This window comes from Methanoculleus oceani, from assembly GCF_023702065.1.
Lineage (GTDB): Archaea > Halobacteriota > Methanomicrobia > Methanomicrobiales > Methanoculleaceae > Methanoculleus > Methanoculleus oceani.
The window spans coordinates 36,072-51,602 of record NZ_QFDM01000003.1 but is presented as its reverse complement, the minus strand read 5'-3'; the positions used below and the strand labels follow the sequence as shown (position 1 = coordinate 51,602).

At 64.6% G+C, this 15,531-nt stretch carries 21 protein-coding genes and 1 tRNA gene; 18 read left to right on the top strand and 4 right to left on the bottom strand.

The window, feature by feature from the left end:
* Positions 1–41: 41 nt before the first annotated feature.
* Positions 42–126, bottom strand: a tRNA-Leu gene (locus DIC75_RS09945).
* A 367-nt stretch (positions 127–493) separates the two neighbouring features.
* On the opposite strand from DIC75_RS09945, the gene ehaB reads away from it, so the two are divergent.
* Genes ehaB through DIC75_RS09855 form a run of 18 tightly spaced genes read left to right on the top strand, consistent with a single transcriptional unit; the run spans position 494 to position 11,322 of the window.
* The gene (gene ehaB / locus DIC75_RS09940; protein WP_250987888.1) at positions 494–979 is read left to right on the top strand and encodes a [NiFe]-hydrogenase-3-type subunit EhaB; all 486 of its coding nucleotides are present in this window, start codon (positions 494–496) and stop codon (positions 977–979) included.
* Positions 976–1,215 carry an EhaC family protein gene (locus DIC75_RS09935; protein ID WP_250987887.1) on the top strand — a complete coding sequence of 80 codons (240 nt, stop codon included), beginning with the start codon at positions 976–978 and terminating at the stop codon, positions 1,213–1,215. Before ehaB ends, DIC75_RS09935 begins: the two co-directional genes overlap by 4 nt.
* Complete coding sequence (locus DIC75_RS09930) at positions 1,212–1,442, top strand: EhaD family protein (protein ID WP_250987886.1); 231 nt, start codon at positions 1,212–1,214, stop codon at positions 1,440–1,442. Before DIC75_RS09935 ends, DIC75_RS09930 begins: the two co-directional genes overlap by 4 nt.
* Positions 1,439–1,678, top strand: a complete 240-nt coding sequence (locus DIC75_RS09925) for an EhaE family protein (protein WP_250987885.1) — start codon at positions 1,439–1,441, stop codon at positions 1,676–1,678. The genes DIC75_RS09930 and DIC75_RS09925 overlap by 4 nt, the downstream gene beginning before the upstream one ends.
* Positions 1,672–2,127, top strand: a complete 456-nt coding sequence (locus DIC75_RS09920) for an EhaF family protein (RefSeq protein WP_250987884.1) — start codon at positions 1,672–1,674, stop codon at positions 2,125–2,127. Before DIC75_RS09925 ends, DIC75_RS09920 begins: the two co-directional genes overlap by 7 nt.
* Positions 2,117–2,716 carry an EhaG family protein gene (locus DIC75_RS09915; RefSeq protein ID WP_250987883.1) on the top strand — a complete coding sequence of 200 codons (600 nt, stop codon included), beginning with the start codon at positions 2,117–2,119 and terminating at the stop codon, positions 2,714–2,716. The genes DIC75_RS09920 and DIC75_RS09915 overlap by 11 nt, the downstream gene beginning before the upstream one ends.
* The gene (locus DIC75_RS09910; protein ID WP_250987882.1) at positions 2,709–3,362 is read left to right on the top strand and encodes a hypothetical protein; all 654 of its coding nucleotides are present in this window, start codon (positions 2,709–2,711) and stop codon (positions 3,360–3,362) included. Before DIC75_RS09915 ends, DIC75_RS09910 begins: the two co-directional genes overlap by 8 nt.
* A gap of 5 nt (positions 3,363–3,367) precedes the next feature.
* Positions 3,368–3,571, top strand: a complete 204-nt coding sequence (locus tag DIC75_RS09905) for a hypothetical protein (RefSeq protein WP_250987881.1) — start codon at positions 3,368–3,370, stop codon at positions 3,569–3,571.
* Position 3,572: 1 nt separating this feature from the next.
* A complete protein-coding gene (locus DIC75_RS09900) occupies positions 3,573–4,418 on the top strand; it encodes a respiratory chain complex I subunit 1 family protein (RefSeq protein WP_250987880.1) in 846 nt (281 codons plus the stop codon).
* Positions 4,415–4,657: a hypothetical protein gene (locus DIC75_RS09895; RefSeq protein WP_250987879.1), complete on the top strand. Its 243-nt coding sequence runs from the start codon at positions 4,415–4,417 to the stop codon at positions 4,655–4,657. Before DIC75_RS09900 ends, DIC75_RS09895 begins: the two co-directional genes overlap by 4 nt.
* Positions 4,654–5,046 carry an EhaM family protein gene (locus DIC75_RS09890; protein WP_250987878.1) on the top strand — a complete coding sequence of 131 codons (393 nt, stop codon included), beginning with the start codon at positions 4,654–4,656 and terminating at the stop codon, positions 5,044–5,046. Before DIC75_RS09895 ends, DIC75_RS09890 begins: the two co-directional genes overlap by 4 nt.
* A complete protein-coding gene (locus DIC75_RS09885; RefSeq protein ID WP_250987877.1) occupies positions 5,043–5,501 on the top strand; it encodes an NADH-quinone oxidoreductase subunit B family protein in 459 nt (152 codons plus the stop codon). Before DIC75_RS09890 ends, DIC75_RS09885 begins: the two co-directional genes overlap by 4 nt.
* A complete protein-coding gene (locus DIC75_RS09880) occupies positions 5,498–6,583 on the top strand; it encodes a hydrogenase large subunit (protein WP_250987876.1) in 1,086 nt (361 codons plus the stop codon). Before DIC75_RS09885 ends, DIC75_RS09880 begins: the two co-directional genes overlap by 4 nt.
* Before the next feature lie 4 nt (positions 6,584–6,587).
* Positions 6,588–7,196, top strand: coding sequence for a 4Fe-4S binding protein (locus tag DIC75_RS09875; protein ID WP_250987875.1), 609 nt, complete (start codon positions 6,588–6,590; stop codon positions 7,194–7,196).
* The gene (locus DIC75_RS09870; protein ID WP_250987874.1) at positions 7,193–7,582 is read left to right on the top strand and encodes a molybdopterin dinucleotide binding domain-containing protein; all 390 of its coding nucleotides are present in this window, start codon (positions 7,193–7,195) and stop codon (positions 7,580–7,582) included. Before DIC75_RS09875 ends, DIC75_RS09870 begins: the two co-directional genes overlap by 4 nt.
* The gene (locus DIC75_RS09865; protein WP_250987873.1) at positions 7,572–8,861 is read left to right on the top strand and encodes a formylmethanofuran dehydrogenase subunit B; all 1,290 of its coding nucleotides are present in this window, start codon (positions 7,572–7,574) and stop codon (positions 8,859–8,861) included. The genes DIC75_RS09870 and DIC75_RS09865 overlap by 11 nt, the downstream gene beginning before the upstream one ends.
* Complete coding sequence (locus DIC75_RS09860; protein WP_250987872.1) at positions 8,858–10,558, top strand: formylmethanofuran dehydrogenase subunit A; 1,701 nt, start codon at positions 8,858–8,860, stop codon at positions 10,556–10,558. The genes DIC75_RS09865 and DIC75_RS09860 overlap by 4 nt, the downstream gene beginning before the upstream one ends.
* On the top strand, positions 10,555–11,322 hold the full coding sequence (locus DIC75_RS09855; protein ID WP_250987871.1) for a formylmethanofuran dehydrogenase subunit C: 768 nt from the start codon (positions 10,555–10,557) through the stop codon (positions 11,320–11,322). The genes DIC75_RS09860 and DIC75_RS09855 overlap by 4 nt, the downstream gene beginning before the upstream one ends.
* A 149-nt stretch (positions 11,323–11,471) precedes the next feature.
* Here the strand turns inward: DIC75_RS09855 and DIC75_RS09850 are convergent, their stop codons facing one another.
* The 3 genes from DIC75_RS09850 to DIC75_RS09840 form a co-directional block, all read right to left on the bottom strand.
* Entirely contained in the window at positions 11,472–11,738 is a 267-nt protein-coding gene (locus DIC75_RS09850) for a DUF1922 domain-containing protein (protein WP_250987870.1), read from the bottom strand.
* Between the two features lie 569 nt (positions 11,739–12,307).
* On the bottom strand, positions 12,308–13,843 hold the full coding sequence (locus tag DIC75_RS09845) for an FAD-dependent oxidoreductase (protein WP_250987869.1): 1,536 nt from the start codon (positions 13,841–13,843) through the stop codon (positions 12,308–12,310).
* A gap of 105 nt (positions 13,844–13,948) precedes the next feature.
* Positions 13,949–15,496: an FAD-dependent oxidoreductase gene (locus DIC75_RS09840; protein ID WP_250987868.1), complete on the bottom strand. Its 1,548-nt coding sequence runs from the start codon at positions 15,494–15,496 to the stop codon at positions 13,949–13,951.
* Positions 15,497–15,531: the final 35 nt, after the last annotated feature.

The following is a 15,531-nucleotide window of genomic DNA, read 5'->3' as shown; positions in this document are numbered from 1 at the left end:
GACGGTTTTTCGGGTTAGGGACGCCTGAACGAGAATGCTCATGCGGGGGAAGGGATTCGAACCCTTGAACTCCTTCGAGACTGGACCCTAAATCCAGCGCCTTTGACCTGGCTCGGCAACCCCCGCGTGCATATATGTCAATGCCGGGAGCATTATACTTGTTCCCCGGCGCAACAGGGGGCGTCTTCCGCCGGGGGCTCGTCGTCCGGGAGCCTGCCTGACGGGCGGCATGCGCGGTCTCGCTCGCATACCGGCCTGATCCGAAAACCCTTTTCGGCTCCCGGATCCGGCAATAACGGCGCAATGAGTCCCCGAAAAGTGCGTGGAAAAATATATCGTATATAATATTCATTATATTACATACAATACTAACCCGGGGGTTATCGTGCCGGAGGTGCGCCGAAGCCGCATTCCGGTAAAATAACGCCCGAAATGTTAACAACAAAACCTTTATTGAATTGATTGACCGTATTTTCCAGTAGTTGAACTAAAAATGCTGGGCGAGTTCCTCCATATCCTGGCGGCAGCGATCATCAGCTGGCTACTCTTCGTAACCGTCGATATTTTCTTCAGGTTGCCGGAAGCGGGGGGTGTCAGCGGAGCGTCGGCCGTCGCGCGGGATATCGAGGCAGGCGGCGGCGCTCTTGCCGGCGGCACCATGATGGGGAACATCGTCTGCTCCCCCGACGCCTCGGCGGGAACACTCCTTGCCGCCTGCGGCGTTTACGTCGCCGGCATCCCGGGCGGGCTCGCTGCGGCCCTGTTGGTCTTTATCGGCAACCGCATCTGCCACGACCCCGGCTACGCGGGGACCACCGGTGCGGTCCTCGCCACGTTCGTCGTCTACGCCTTCACCCAGGTCGGGTTCGCCGCCACCGACTTCATCGCGGGCATGGTGATCGCCATCCTCACCATCCAGGGGCTCTCCCATACCCACGCAAGCCGGCTTCTTGCACGGCTCTGGAGGGTCCGGCAGTGATCGCGCTCTATATCGTGGCGGGAGTAGCCGTCTTTGCCGCTATACGAGCCGTCATTGAGAAGAACACCGGCCGGAAACTCCCCTACGCGAACGTCCTGAACTTCGCCGTCGCCGGGACAATCGTCCTGCTGCTCAACCATCCGCTCTCGCTCGTCGCGGCGGCAGCCTACTTCGTCGGCTCCACGCTCGAGGCGAACGCCGTGGCAAGCACCTACGCGGGAGGGATGAAACGATGATCGTCGCCCTCGAGGTTGCGTTCGGGCTCGTCGCGCTCCTCGGCGCGGTCTCCACGGCCCTCGTCCGTGACTCCTACGGGAAGGTGATCTCGCTCGGCATCCTCGTCGCCGGGATCGTGCCGTTCATCGTGGACCGCGGCTACCTGGACGTCGCGATCGCGGTCTCCCTCATCGCCCCGATCGCCACGATATTCATACTGATGGTCGTGAGGAGGGAGCAGGCGTGAACGCCGTCTTCGTCCTCGGCCTCGCCATCCTCGTGATCGGCGTCCTCTCCGTCGCCTTCGTGCGGCCGAAGACCTACGTCGCCCGGCTGATCAACCTGGAGATACCGGCATGGGGCCTCCTCCTCGTCATGCTCGCCTACGACGAGGCCCTGGCCCTCCTGACGTTCGTTGCCGTCACCGCGATCAGCACGTTCGTCATCGTGCGCCTGATGGAATGGAGGGATGCATCGTGCTGATCATCACGCGGATCTCAAGGTTCGTCTCCAACTTCCAGAACCTCGTGGCGCTCTTCGCCGGCGCGTGCATCATCATCTCCCTCGCCGGCATCCTCTCCCTGCCGCTCGGATTCGAGGAGCAGCAGCTCTACCCCAAGACTCTCGACCCCGCAAGTTCGCTCTACCCCTATGACCGGGGAGGCGTGCCGTTCGGCACAACGGAGGTCGTCGCCCAGTACCCGGAGAACTCGCCCTACGCGGGCTACGTCACCGCTTACTTAACGCCGCTCTCGCAGTACCTCGCGGACCACACGCACTACCTCGGCACGACGATCGTCGCCCATCCGGGCGGGATCATAGACGAGATCCTCTACAACACCCGGGGGCTCGATACGGTCGTCGAGACGAGCATCCTCTTTGCAGCGTTCGCGATCGCCTCCTACCTCTTCCGGAGGGAGAATGATTCCTGATTACTCGATCGGCCTTCTCGTGGCGTTCGCGGCAGCGGGAGTCGCGTTCTTTGCCCTGATGCGGGAGACCGACGGCCTCCACCGCCTGCTGCTCACGGATCTTGTCGAGGTCGTCACCCTCGCGTTCATCGCGCTCGTCGGCACCGACCTCGCGGAGGCTCTCATCCTCCCGGGCCTCGTGGTGGGGGTCTCGGAACTGATCGCGCTCTCCGAGATCTACCGGGTAAAGGAGGGCTACGTCCGGCCGCCGGCGGCCGGCCTGCAGATCGAGGTGATGGAGAGCGCTCCCGGCATCCTCGCCGCGATCCTCGTCGTCTACGGCATCGTCCTCTCCGGGTTCTCCGGCGGGGCCGTCGCCGGCCTCGGCGTGCTCTTCTACTTCCTCTGCCGCGACCACCACGAGCGGTTCGAGTTGATCGAGACGGCGAGCGGCTACTCGTGGGTGCTCTGGATCGTCGCGTTCTTCGTCTTCATGCTCCTCCCGCAGTACTGGTTCTTCGCGGTCATGCTCGCGGGATCGGCGATCCTCGTCAAGGTCATGGCCAAGATGTCGCTCATCGGCACCATGCGGGGTGGTCCGAATGCCTGATATCGGCGGAAGCAGCCTCTTCGTGCTGGAGTTCGGGGATATCCTCCACTACTACACCCCCTACACCCTCACGCTCTTTGTGCTCGCGCTGATCTTCACGGGCCTCGCTATCCTGAGCAGGCCCGAGGGTCAGGTCGACATAGCGTTCGGGGGGGACGCCTACTACGCGAAGGAGACCGCCGTCGCCGAGATGCGCTTCCGGCGGTTCATGACGATCGCGTGCGGCCTCGCGACGATGGGGGCGATGGGGAGCGGGGACATCTTCAACTTCACGCTCTTTGCCTCGCTCGTCGGCATCACGAACGTCGGCATCGTCGCGGCGGTGAAAAGTCGCCACGTCCTCGATGCCGCGTACGAGTACGGCATCGTCGCCATGGTCGCCACCCTGCCGCTCTTCGGGGGCGCCGCGCTGATCCTCGCGACGACGGGGACGCTCTCGATACCGGCCCTTGCGGCCGGTGCCTCTGCCGTCCCGCCGGTGGGCAAAGCCCTCCTCGCACTCGGCGTCATCGGAGAGGGGATGGCGCCGTTCTACGCGGCAAAGGCCGAGATGTTCCGGGCGCCGGGCGCCCCCTACGTCATCATGTGCTCCCTCTCATCGCTGTTGATCTTCCTGCGCGTCGTGGAGATTGCCATAACTATCTGATTACCATGAAAAGAAAGACGGTTTCCCTGGGGCTCGCGGCATCGGCCATCGTCATCGCCGCCGCATGGGCGGCACTGGCGGCAGGCCTCATACCGCTCTGGGCGGCGGAGACGGCCATCGTGATCGCCTTCCCGGCACTGGTGCTCTTCCTGGGGCTCTGGTGGCGGGCTCCGGGCGGAGAAGAGGATATCCCGTTCATAGGATACTGACATGATCGAGTACCTGGTATTTGCAGCAGCGTTCGGACTCCTCCTGCTGGGGCTCCACCGGAAAGTCATCGCACGGGTACAGATGAGGCCGGGCCCTCCCGTCTGGCAGGAGATCCTCCACGCCCTGAAGTTCTCGTTCAAGAGCACCTGGGTGCCGAAGACCGCAAGCGCCACGCTCTACGTGGGCGTCGTGCTCATCGGCATCGGCATCTGGAGCGCGGCGCTCTTCGTCGTTCTCGCCGGCGAGAGCATCCTGATCCTCTTTGCGATCTACATGCTCCATAAGGTCGTCGAGCACGGGTTCGGGCTCTCGTCGGGCTCGCCCTACGGGAAGTTCGGCGGTGTTCGGTCGGTCATCTCCGCGGCCTCCGAGATCCCGCTCTTCGTCACGATCGCCGCGATCTACCTCTTCACGGGGTCGCTTCTCCTCGCGGACATCACCGCCTACCAGGCAGTCCACGGCCCGTTCCTCCTCATAGCGCCGCCTGTTGCGATAGCAATGTACCTCGTTATCCTCTCGAAGATGCCCTACGGGCCCTTCTCGATCGTCGAGAGTAAAGAACTCGTGAGCGGCTACAAGACCGAGCACTTCGGGGTCTGGCGGGCCGGGATCTCCGTCATCGACGGGCTCAAGACGTTCGTGCTCCTCTACGCCTTCGTCGCGATCTTCGTCGGGGCCGTGCCGTTCTCTCTGGCACTCGTCATCATGACGATCGTTCTCGTATCGCTCTCGTTCATATGCGCGATAACGCCCATGCTCTCGCCGTTCGACAGCGTCACCATCCAGGGGCTCATCACCGGGGCGATGCTCGCCTACGTCGGATACCTGTGGTGGGTGATGCCATGATCCGCGAACTGGTGCTCTTCGGTGGGGCGGCGTACCTCGTCATAGCCCTGGTGCAGTGGCTGCAGAACGGGACGGTCCGGGGCGAGGCGGTGGCCCTCGCCGGGCTCCTGGTGGCCCTCTCCCTCATCCATTACGCCTCGAACGAGGAGCGGTTGAAACGGTTCGAGACGGCGGGGCTCTGGCTGGCGGTCGCTCTCTTTGCCGGCTACGCCCTCGCCAAGGCAGGAGGATTCGCATGACCGGGTACCTCTACGAGAAAGACCTCCGCCAGATGAAGTTCACCATCCTGACGAGCACGAGGCACGACGAGGCCGTCCGGGCGATTGCCGGGCGCCTCGGCATCTCCGACGCGAAACTCCGGATGGTGCTGATCAGGCGGTTCGATATGTCCCTGCTCGAGAACCTCGAATCCCGGTGGCAGATGGGGCAGGAGCACGCGGATAACGACAGCGACCCGGCGGCAAAAGATCTCGGGTGCGAACTTTTCACCCGGTTCGTGCCGCTCGTGGAAACAGAGACAATGCGGTCGATATGCGATGAGACAAAAGCGATGATAGGGGACGGATCGTCAAGAGACGAGGCGATCGCGAGAGGAAAAGCCCGGGTCCGGGAGGCGGTCCTCTCATGAGAAATATCCTGCAGGAGATCAAGAACTTCGTCCGCTCAAGGTCGATCCACGTCGCTTACGTCGACGTCGGGTCGTGCAACGGCTGCGACATCGAGGTGCTTGCCTGCCTCGCGCCGCGCTACGACATCGAGCAGTACGGCATCTACGTCCACAACAATCCCCGGGAGGCCGACGTCCTCCTGGTCATCGGCTCCGTAACGCCCCAGTGGGTGGACAAACTCCGCGAGATCTGGGAGAAGATCCCGGAGCCGAAGGTGGCCGTCGCCATCGGGAACTGCCCGATATCGGGGTGCGTCTATGCCCGGAGGGGTACCTTGACGACCCCGCCCGTCGAGAACTACATACCCATCGCCGCACAGGTGCCGGGCTGCCCGCCCCGCCCGACGGAGATCCTCTCCGCCATACTCTCGGTCGCGCCGTTGATATTCAAAGACTACGAGGAGAAACAGCCATGAAGAAGACCGTCGACGTATCCATTCCGCTCGGCCCGGTGCACCCCTGCTGGAAGGAGCCCGTCCGCCTCAAGTGCGAGACGGCGGGCGAGCGGGTGCTCAGGGCCGAGGTCGAACTCGGCTACATGAAGAAGGGGATCGAGCGGATCATGCGCGGCCGCCCCTGGCAGGAGGTGATGTTCCTTGCGGAACGCGTCTGCGGCATCTGCTCGGTCGTCCACAACATGGTCTTCATCGAGGCGATGGAAGATATCAGTGCTATCGCCGTCCCGCCGCGGGCGGCCTACCTCCGGGTCATCGTCAACGAACTCGACCGGATGGCAAGCCACATCCTCGCGAACTTCTCCTACTGCTACACGATCGAGCACGAGACGCTCGCGATGTATCTCCTGAATACCCGGGAGACGGTGCTCGACAACCTCGAGCGGATCACGGGCTCGAGGATCAACACCGCCTACATGATCCCGGGCGGGGTCCGGTTCGACCTGCTGCCGGAGGACGCCGCGGCGATGCTTGCCGATCTCGCGAAGGTGGAGGACGAGATGCGGCGGTATACCGGGATCTTCGAGACCGGCCCCCTGATTGCGCTCAGGAGCAAGGGGATCGGGGTCATGAGCCGGGAGGAGGCGATCCGCGCCCACACCGTCGGCCCCACGGCCCGGGCGAGCGGTGTTGTCTGCGACCTCCGCCTCCGCCACCCGACCTACCGGGAGCTCGGCTTTGAGCAGGTAACCCGGACCGAGGGCGACAACTTCGCCAGGGTCATGGTCCGGTTCCAGGAGGTCTTCCAGAGCATCGACCTGATCCGGAAGTGCGTCGATACCCTCCCCGAAGGACCCATCCGGGGCGGCGGCCTCTGCAAGGCGGGAGAAACCTCGTACAGCGGCGAAGCCCCCCGGGGCGAACTGACCTACTCCGTCAAGACCGACGAATACGGCAGGGTGCTCGATATCGCGATCCGGACGCCGTCGATCATGAACATCGAGGCCTGCGCCCACTCGATGATCGTCGACGCCGCATCGATTGCCGACGTGACGTCGACGTTCATCAGCAGCGATCCCTGCATTGCGTGCAACGAGAGGTGAGGATATGCGATCGATCGTCTACTACGTGCGGGAGTTCCTCCGGCCGGAATGGCTAAAAGATTTCTTCTTCGTAAAGACCGCGCCGCTCGAGACCCCCTCCTACTTCAAGGGCTACCCGACCCTGACCGATAAGGAGTGCACGCAGTGCCTCACCTGCATGATGATCTGCCCGGCGCCCGGCGCCATCGCCGTCCTCCGCAAGAAGGACCGGTGGGAGCCGGAGATCTACCCGGGCCACTGCATCCGGTGCGGCCTCTGCGTCGAGGCGTGCCCCGAGGGCGTCCTTTCGAGCGGGCGGATCCTCGACGTCACCCATCGTGATAAAACGGCGTTCTCTTCGTGGTACCGCTTGGAGGTCGACGACACCCTCTGCATGCGGTGCGGGAACTGCTGCGTCTCCTGTCCGGTCAACCGGGAGGTGGACCCCCAGCTCGCGGGGACCGGGACGTCCGCAAGCGACGAGGTGATCATGCGGATCGAGGGCGGCCGGGTGACGATACTCCACGAGGAGAAGTGCACGGGGTGCAAGACCTGCGAGACCAACTGCCCGAACCGCGCGATCCGGGTCGCCCGCATGGTTGAAGGGGTGCAGGGCGAGGAGGCGGAAGCATGACGTTTCTCATGATCACCGGGCGGACGGTGACACAGGGCGTGACCGTCGAGAACAAGACTTCTGCCGCCTACGCGGAGGAGACCTCGACCTGCTTCATGCACGAGTTCGACATGATGGAACTCGGGCTTGCCGACCGGGACCCCGTCAGGGTGACCGGGCCCTGCGGGGAGGTCGTCATGCGTGCGGCCGCATCGGTCGAGGTGGAGATGGGAACCGTCTTTGTTCCCTACGGACCCTACGCAAACCACATCGTCGCCGCCGTCACCCACTCCACGGGGATGCCGGACTTCAAGTCGCACGAGGTGGAGATCGAACCGACGGACGAAGAACCGAAGACTGTTCACGGACTGATGGAAGACCTGGGAGGCCTTGCGTATGATCGTTAAGGACGCGGTCTGCCCCTTCTGCGGATGCCTCTGCGACGACATCGAGGTGGAGGTTGAGGAGGGCAGGGTAGTCGCCGTCACCAATGCCTGCGAACTCGGCACGACGAAGTTCATGGGCGAGAATCGGCTGAAGGGCCCGATCCTGCGCGACGGAGACGAATGGATGGATATCTCCTGCGATGAGGCGATCCGGTATGCCGCCGATATGCTCCTTTCCGCCGAGCGCCCGCTCCTCTACGGGTGGAGCGGCACCCACGGGGAGGCCCAGTGCGTGGGGGTGCATATGGCCGAGCTCGTGCGGGGCGTCATCGACAACACCTCCTCGGTCTGCCACGGGCCGTCAATCCTCGCCATCCAGGAGGTCGGGCACCCGGGGTGCACGCTCGGGGTGGTGAAGAACCGGGCGGACCTCGTGATCTACTGGGGGTCGAACCCGATCGACGCCCATCCCCGCCACCTCTCGCGGTACACGCGGTATGCCGAAGGTTTCTTCCTCGAGAACGCCTTCCGCGACCGGAAGGTGATCGTCGTCGACGTCCGGAAGACCGAGACGGCAAACATCGCCGACGAGTTCGTGCAGATCAAACCCGGCGGGGACTATGCGGTCCTCTCCGCGCTCCGAGCAATCGTCCAGGGGAAGACGGAGACGATCCCGCGGACGGTCGCGGGCGTCACCCGGGAACAGCTCGTCCGGGTGGCAAACCTCTGCAAAACGGCGAAGTTCGGGGCGGTCTACTTCGGGCTCGGGCTCACGATGACCCGGGGGAAGTACAAGAACATCCGAAACGCCATCGAACTCGTCTCGGAACTGAGCCGGCACACGAAGTTCACCATCTCGGCGATGCGGGGCCACTACAACGTCTACGGCTCCAACGAAGTGAACACCTGGATGACCGGCTATCCCTTCGGGATCGACTTCTCGCGGGGGATCGCCTTCTACAATCCCGGGGAGACGACGGCGGTGGATATCCTGGCCCGGAAAGAGTGCGATGCGGCGCTGATCGTCGGGAGCGACCCTGCGGCCCACTTCCCGCGGAAATGCCTCGAACATCTCGCCGATATACCGGTGGTCCAGCTCGACCCCTACCCGAACGCCACCACCGCGTTCTGCAACGTCCAGATCCCGGTGGCGGTGACCGGGATCGATGCGGAGGGAACAGCCTACCGGATGGACGGGGTGCCCATCCGGACGAGGAGGGTTCTCTCCACCGGCTACCCGTCCGACAGGGATGTCCTCTCCCGGATGTATGCCCTGATGCAGGAGGCGAAAGGACGATGAGCGAGCTCCTGATCAGGAACGCCTGCGTGATCGACCCCCTCCGGGGGATCAACGCCGAGACGATGGATATCGCCATCCGCGATGGCAGGATCGTCGAGGAGGTGAGCGATGCGGCGGAGGTGATCGACGCCCGCGGTATGCTCACCCTGCCGGGCGGGGTCGATTCCCACACCCATATCTGCGGGACGAAGGTGAACTTCGGGCGGTACATGAGCCCCGAGGATATGCGGGCGGGGAGGACGCCCCGGCGCGGGCCGCTGCATGCTACGTCCGGCTACAGCGTCCCGACCACCTACGGCAACAGCTACCGCTACAGCGTGATGGGCTACACCACCCTGCTCGAGGGCGCGATGGCGCCGCTCGAGGCCCGCCACACCCACGAGGAGTTCCTCTACACGCCGCTGCAGGACACGATGGCAAACGTCCTCTTCGACGGGAACTGGGGGATCATGGAGGCGATCCGCGACGGCGACAAAAAGAGGGTCGCGGCCATCATCGCCTGGACGCTCAAGGCGGTGAAAGGGTTTGCCGTCAAACTCACGAATCCCGGCGGCACCGAGGCTTGGCAGTGGGGCAAGAACGTCTCGTGCATCAGGGACCCGGTGCCCCACTTCGAGGTGACGCCCGCGGAGATCATCCGGTCGATCGTCGAGGCGAACGAACTCCTCCACCTCCCGCACTCCGTCCACCTCCACTGCAACAACCTGGGAACACCGGGGAACTACACCTGCACGCTCGGGTCGCTCGGCCTCATCCCGGACCTGAACAAGAAGAGGCAGACCCTGTATGCCACCCACGTCCAGTTCCACGCCTACGGCGGGTCGGGATGGAAGGATTTCTGCTCGAAAAGCGAGCCGATTGCGCGGTTCGTCGACATGCGTCCGCAGATCGTCATGGACATGGGGCAGGTGATGTTCGGCCGGACGACGACGATGACCGCCGACGGGCCGATGGAGTTCAACCTCTACCGCCTTCATCACGAGAAGTGGAGCAACCACGACGTGGAGCTCGAGACCGGCTCGGGTATCATCCCGGTCATCTACCGGCGCAAGAACCTGGTCAACTCGATCATGTGGGCGATTGGCCTTGAGCTCGCGCTCCTCACGAAGAGCCCCTGGCAGTGCCTGCTCACGACGGATAACCCGAACGGCGCGCCGTTCGTCAAATACCCGGAGATCATCGGCCTCCTGATGAGCAAGAAGTACCGCGACGCCGAGTTCGCCACGATTCACCCCGATACCGCGTCACGGGTGCCCCTCCCGGCGATCGAGCGGGAACTGGACTGGTACGAGATCGCGGTGATGACCCGGGCCGGCCAGGCAAGGGCGCTCGGGCTCCAGGACCTCGGGAAGGGCCATCTCGGGCCGGGCGCCGATGCGGACGTCGCCATCTACCCGCTCCTGATCGACGAGGTCGACCCGTCGGTTGACTACCGGAAGGTCATCGATGCGTTCAGCCGGACCGAGTACACGATCAAGCGGGGCAGGGTCGTCGCCCGGAGGGGCGAGTGCCTGGTCGACGGGAGCAACGCCACGTTCTGGGTCCGGCCGAAGGTTTCCGAGGTCTACGATATGGGAAAGGATCCCGACTTCATCGAGAAGTTCGATCGCTACTACACGGTCCGGATGAGGAACTACCCGGTGCAGGCGGAGTACCTGAACCGGAACCGGTGCATCGAGACGGAGGCGGAGATATGAAGGTCACGCTCGCGATGAAGCCCGGTGCGAGGTCGTTCATCCCGATCGAGGCGGAGTCGATCGTCCCGAAGAACTTTCTTGCCGGCACCGATCTTTTGGTCTGGCGGGGGAACAGGGAGTTCCGGCTCGACGAGGTCTTCGCGGTCTCGGTGGAGGGCGATGCCGACCGCTCGGAGGACGTCGAGGTCGTCCTTTCGGGGGAGACGTTCCGGTTGAAAAGGGTCGGCGAGTACATGGACGGCGGCAGGATCACCATCCTCGGGGATATCGGGATGCACTGCGGCAACTTCATGAGCGGCGGGACGATCGAGGTTCACGGCAACGCCGACGGCTGGCTCGGGAGGGAGATGGCGGGGGGGACCATCCTCTGCCGGGGCGACGCCGCCGATTACTGCGCCTCGGGCTACCGCGGCGGCAGGAAGGGCATGACCGGCGGCACCGTGGAGGTCTTCGGCCGCGCCGGGGATTTCCTCGCGGAGAGCATCGCCGGCGGCACCGTGATCGTGCACGGCGATGCCGGGGACATGCCCGGGGCGGAGATGCACGGCGGCACGCTCATCGTCCACGGGGACTGCCGACGCCCGGGTGCGAACATGAAAGGGGGCTCCTGTTACGTCTACGGGACCGCGCAGGGGATGCTTCCTACCTTCAAAAAGATTGAGACGGTTCAGCACGAGGGGCGCACGCTTATCCGGTTCACCGGGGATATTGCGAACCGCGGGAAAGGAAATCTTTTTGTGAAGGACTACGAATATCTGGATTGATGGTCAGACACGAGTGTGGGTTCGAGGCCCCGATTCACTGTAAGCGATGCGGGAGACCGTTATCCAGCAACGAACGCACGGGCCTTTACTGCCCGCACTGCGGGAGGAGAGTGAGCATGCTCTGCCCGGGCTGCGGGCGTCTCTGGTGATCAGACCCGGCTCTTCACCCATTCGGCATACTGGGCCCTTAGCTGCCGGATGTCCTGCTCTGTGAGGTCCTTTTTTCCGGTCTGGTGCAGGTACGACTCCAGCTGCGCCACCACCCGTTCTGCATCCAGGAAGTCGTCGGCTTCCAGGTAGACCGGCGCACGTCCGACGTTGATCACCTCGCCGCACATGGGACAGAGCCTCCAGCGCTGGTAACGGTCCACGTAGTTGAAGGTCTTGCAGCCCGGACAGCGGATGACGAGGTACATGATTAATGGGAATGTGCGGGCGGGCGGATATATAATTATCCATCCGGAGTTTTTCCGGAGTGCTCTGGTGGGGCAGTTGATCCTCGGGCGGCAGACAGAACAACTTAGGCGAGGAACAATCCCGGTGCAGTGGACCGTGGTGGCTATCGCCATACGGGGGAACGACTGTCCGAAGGACAGGAGTTCGAGCACCGTAGGTGCGAGGAGGGGCTGACGGGGAGTGCGACGTTCCGATAGGAAAGGAGCACGAGAAGCCGTTAGGCTTTGAGGGGGGAGCATCCCCCCTCCCCTGTCTCTACCTTATAATAGGACACTTATAACCCCCACCCCTCCCGGCCTCCGGCCTCCTCATTCGCACCTTCGGCGCTCAAACTCCGCTCCTAGCGGAGCTTCGTTCCCCGCCCCTAGGGGCGGGGGCAGTGCGTGGCGATATGCGACTGGCCGAAGGGCAGGAGCTCGAGCACCGTAGGTGCGCAGTCCCCACGAAATCCGTGTCAATGCTGCAACTGAGTAGATTTCGAGCGCCGTGGATGTGGGATGTGACATCCTTTACGATATAGGCCTCTCATCTACCCCCCTCTCGGCTTGAGGTCCTTCACCGCCGGCCCGTGGATCACCTTCCCGTCGGCATCGTAGCGCGAGCCGTGGCAGGGGCAGTCCCAGGTCTCTTCGGCGCTGTTCCATGCGGCGACGCACCCGAGATGGGTGCAGGTCGGGTTGACCGCGTGGACCCGCCCCTCCCGGTCCCGGAAGACCCCGGCCTTCTGGCCTTCGATCATCAGGATCCTCCCCTCCCCGGGCAGGACGTCCGCGAGGTCCCCGGCCGGCCGGGATATCGCTCCCCCGATGTACTTCTCGGCCACCTCGATGTTGTGCACGAGGAACCGCCGGGCCGATGCCGCCGGCTTGAACCGGTCGGGGGCGTAGACCTCCGCCCAGGGGCTCGCACGGCCCAGGATCATGTCGGTGACGATCGTCGCGGCCGCGGTGCCGTTGGTCATCCCCCACTTCCGGAAACCCGTCGCGATGTAGACGTTCTCGTGGCCGGCGGCGAGCGGGCCGATGTAGGGGACGCCGTCGACGGTGATGTAGTCCTGCGCCGACCAGCGGTAATCGACGGATGTTATCGGGTAGACCGACCGGGCGTAGGCCTCGAGGTCGCGGTAGTGCCTCCTTGTATCCACGTCCTCGCCAGTCCGGTGCTCCATGCCGCCGACAAGCACCAGCTCGCCGGCACCGGAGGGCTGCGACCGCCAGGAGTGGACCGGGCCCGCGGCGTTGATGAACATTCCAGCCGGGAACGGCTCGTCAAGCCGGACGCCGAGGACGTAGGAGCGCGACGGCTCCATCCGGGCGAAGTAGAATCCCGGGCTGTCGTAGAAGGGGTAGTGGGTCGCGAGGACGACGGCCCGTGCCGTGACGGTCCCGTTCTCTGTCCGGACCGTGCAGCGGCCTCCATCGTCCTGCACCTCGAGCGCCCGGGTCTTCTCGTAGATCCGGCTCCCGTCGCCCGGCACCAGGGAGGCGAGGTGCAGGAGGTACTTCAGCGGGTGGAACTGCGCCTGGTTCCCGACGACGACCGCGCCGTAGTTCCGGGCCGGCAGCGGGACGTCTTCCGTGAACGTCGCCGGGAGCCCGAGGCTCCGTGCCGCGTCCGCCTCGGCCGCGACAAGGCCGCGGGCCTCCTCCGACTCCGCGTAGGTGTAGGCGGGTTTCCGGAGAAAGTCGCAGGGAATGTCGTACTTCCGGATAAACGACGCGATCGTCTCGATCGCCGCCTGGTTCGCTTCGGCGTACTGCTGCGCCTGCCTGCTCCCGAACCGGTCGATGAGCTCCGCGTAGATAAGCCGGTGGAGCGAGGTGACCTTCGCCGTCGTGTGGCCGGTCACCCCGTGGCAGACCCGGTTCGCCTCAAGGACCGTGACCGCGTAACCGGCCTGCTTGAGCAGGACGGCGGTAGTGATGCCGACGATGCCGCCGCCCACGACCGCCACGTCGGTCTCGAGATTCCCCGCCAGTGAGGGATGCGGCGTCTCCGCCGTTGTCTCCATCCAGAACGACTCGTGCCTGCCCGGCACGTCGTAAGCACCCGGTCCATGCTCCATATGTCAAGCCTCCTTCTGCCCGCCCGGCCCCGTTCCCAGGGGCGGCAGGCGGTCACCATTATGCCGGGACCATATATAGGTATGGAACTCGCTTTCCCTCCCCGCCTACCTCCGCACGACCTCCTTCCCTTTCAGATCTCTCACAGTCGGGCTCCCGATCACCTTCCCGGAGGCATCGTAGCGCGAACCGTGGCAGGGGCAGTCCCAGGACTTCTCCGCGTTGTTCCAGGCGACGGTGCAGCCCATGTGCATGCAGGTCGCATCAAGCGTGTGGACTCCGCCGTGTTCGTCCCGAACGATCGCAACCTTCTGTCCGTCGAACTCGACGATCTTCCCCTCCCCGGGCGGTATCGCCGCGATCTCCCGTTCGAACCGGCCGGTGTCGATCTCGATCGGTCCCCCGGCCGCCTCGAGTTTCCTGCGCACCCGGTCGGGGAACTCCGGCCGCTCCCGGAATCGCGAAGGGTCGAATACCTCCGCCCAGGGGTTCGTGCGGCCCCGGATCAGATCGGCAAGGATCATCCCCGCCGCCGTGCCGGCGGCCATCCCCCACTTCCCGAATCCCGTCGCGACAAAGATGCGGTCGTGCCCCTCGGCGAGCGGGCCGATGTAGGGGACGCGGTCGGCCGTGATGTAGTCCTGTGCCGACCAGTGGTAGTCGACGGACCCGACGGGATAGACCGATCGGGCGTAGGCTTCGAGGCTCCTGTAGTGCGCCCTGGTGTCGGTCACAGTCCCGGTGTCGTGCGCCGCGCCGGTGACGATAACGAGGTCGCCGTCGCCGGCGGGCTGCGACCGCCAGGAGTGGACCGGTCCCGCGGCGTTGATGAAGATCCCGTCCGGGAACGGCTCGTCGATCCGGATGCCGAGCGCGTAGGACCTCGACGGGTGCATCCGGGCGAAGTATGCGCCGGGACGGTCGTAGATGGGGTAGTGCGTGGCGAGGACCGCGTAATCGGAGGAGAGCGAGCCCCGGTCGGTCTTCACCGCGACGCCGCCGGGCTGCTCCTCGAGGTCTACCGCCCTCGTCATCTCAAAGACGTAACTCCCCTCCCCCGGGAGGTGCCCGGCGAGCAGCAGGAGGTAGTTCCTCGGGTGGAACTGCGCCTGGTTCTCGAGAACAACCGCTCCGTGTGCCTTCTCCGGCAGCGGGACGTCCTCCGTGAACGTCGCCGGGAGCCCGAGGCTCCGTGCCGCGTCCGCCTCGGCCGCCACTCTGTCGCGGGACTCCTCCGATTCCGCGTAGGTGTAGGCAGATTTCCGCTCGAAACCGCACGGGATGTTGTAGTCCCGCACGAGGGACGCGATCGTCTCGATCCCCGCCTGGTTCGCCTCGGCATACTGCCGGGCCTTTGCGCTCCCGAACCGGTCGATGACGTGCGTGTAGATGAGCCGGTGGAGCGAGGTGACCTTCGCCGTCGTATAGCCCGTAGCCCCCGTGACGATCCGGCGGGCATCGAGGAGCGCGACGGTCAGCCCCGCCTTCTTCAGCAGAAACGCCGTGGTGATGCCCGCTATCCCGCCGCCGATCACCGTGACGTCCACGCGCCCGTCCCCGTCGAGCGGGGGAAACCCCGTCTCCGGGGAGGTGGCTATCCAGTACGATTCAGCCGTTCCCGGCAGATCCTCATCGCGTTCCGGTGACTCTCCCATGCTTCTTCCCCTCTTCGCTGATGGGTGCCGGGGCT